The following is a 1,529-nucleotide window of genomic DNA, read 5'->3' as shown; positions in this document are numbered from 1 at the left end:
TTTTCATTCCGTGGGCTTTTAATTATTTTAAAGTTTTTAAATGCTTTTAAATGGCTTGAAAGCCTTATGAATAAAGGGTTTTAGCTCTTATATGTCCACGTTTACCTTGCAATATGTCCACGTTTACCTTGCAATATGTCCACGTTTACCTTGCAATATGTCCACGTTTACCTTGCAATATGTCTACGTTTACCTTGCATTAGTACACAAATAATATTAACGTGTATTTATACACAATAAAAAAATAGTGGCTATGAGAGATTTAGTCGTAAAAGACAATGCCTTAATCAACGCAAGCTATAACTTAGACTTAGTAGAACAACGTTTAATTTTATTAGCTATTGTTGAAGCAAGGGAAAGTGGGAAAGGGATTAATGCAAATGATCCATTAGAAGTTCATGCAGATAGTTATATCAATCAGTTTGGTGTACACCGTAATACAGCTTATCAAGCCTTAAAAGATGCTTGTAAGGATTTATTCGCGCGTCAATTTAGCTATCAAGAGAAAAAAGCTAATGGGAATATCCGAAATGTTATGAGTCGTTGGGTATCTCAAATTGCTTATAACGACAATGAAGCAACTGTAGACTTAATATTTGCACCTGCTGTTGTTCCCTTCATAACCAGACTGGAAGAACAATTTACTAAATATGAATTACAGCAAGTTAGTAGTCTTAGTAGCGCTTATGCCATTCGCTTATATGAGCTTCTAATTCAGTGGCGAAGCGCTGGTAAAACCCCAACCATAGAACTACAAGAATTTAGAAAGAAGTTAGGCGTTCTTGATAATGAATATTTACGGATGGCTCATTTAAAAGAGCGTGTTTTAGAGCTTTCAATTAAACAAATAAATGAGCATACGGATATAACTGTAAAATATGAACAGCATAAAAAAGGTCGATCAATTTCAGGTTTTTCTTTTACGTTTAAACAGAAGAAAAAGGATAATCCATCAATAGAAAGAGATCCGAATGCCTTAGACCTTTTTTCAAAGATGACCGATGCTCAACGGCATATGTTTGCAAATAAACTTTCAGAACTCCCTGAAATGGGTCGCTATTCACAAGGAACCGAAAGCTATCCTCAATTTGCTGTTCGTATTGCTGAGATGCTACAAGACTCTGAAAAAATCAAAGAACTAGCCCCATACCTAAAAAAAGTGGGATACATGCCATCAAATAAAAAGGACATAGTAAATGGCTAAGTTATCGCTAAGTGAAGTATCTAAAAAATTTCATATTGATAGGTCAACCATTTACAGAGCTGTACGTAATGGGCGTTTATCACGCTCTAGTGATGGTCAATTTGACCTTTCGGAAGTAATTAGATGCTTTGGGGAGCCTGAGCAAACATCTCAACAAATTGAATCATCGAAATCAGATAGCGATGAATCTACAAAAAAACTCATTATTCATTTAGAAAATGAAGTTAAAAAATACCAAGAACGTGAAGAACGGTTAATGCAACAAATTGACCGTATGCAAACACTCATTGAGCTGAAAAGTGTTGCACCTGCCACAGCATCAACA

2 protein-coding genes are annotated in these 1,529 nt (G+C 35.2%); both read left to right on the top strand.

The window, feature by feature from the left end; translation table 11 throughout:
• Positions 1-253 precede the first annotated feature (253 nt).
• A complete protein-coding gene (gene repM / locus FTV31_RS16790; RefSeq protein WP_180000559.1) occupies positions 254-1,204 on the top strand; it encodes a replication initiation protein RepM in 951 nt (316 codons plus the stop codon).
• Positions 1,197-1,529: plasmid replication DNA-binding protein (locus tag FTV31_RS16785; RefSeq protein ID WP_218948756.1), on the top strand; the 333-nt coding region annotated here is incomplete at its 3' end. The genes repM and FTV31_RS16785, both read left to right, overlap by 8 nt.

The organism is Acinetobacter sp. YH16031, from assembly GCF_013417335.1.
In the GTDB taxonomy this organism is placed as follows: Bacteria; Pseudomonadota; Gammaproteobacteria; order Pseudomonadales; family Moraxellaceae; genus Acinetobacter.
This window is presented reverse-complemented; position numbering and strand designations above follow the sequence as displayed.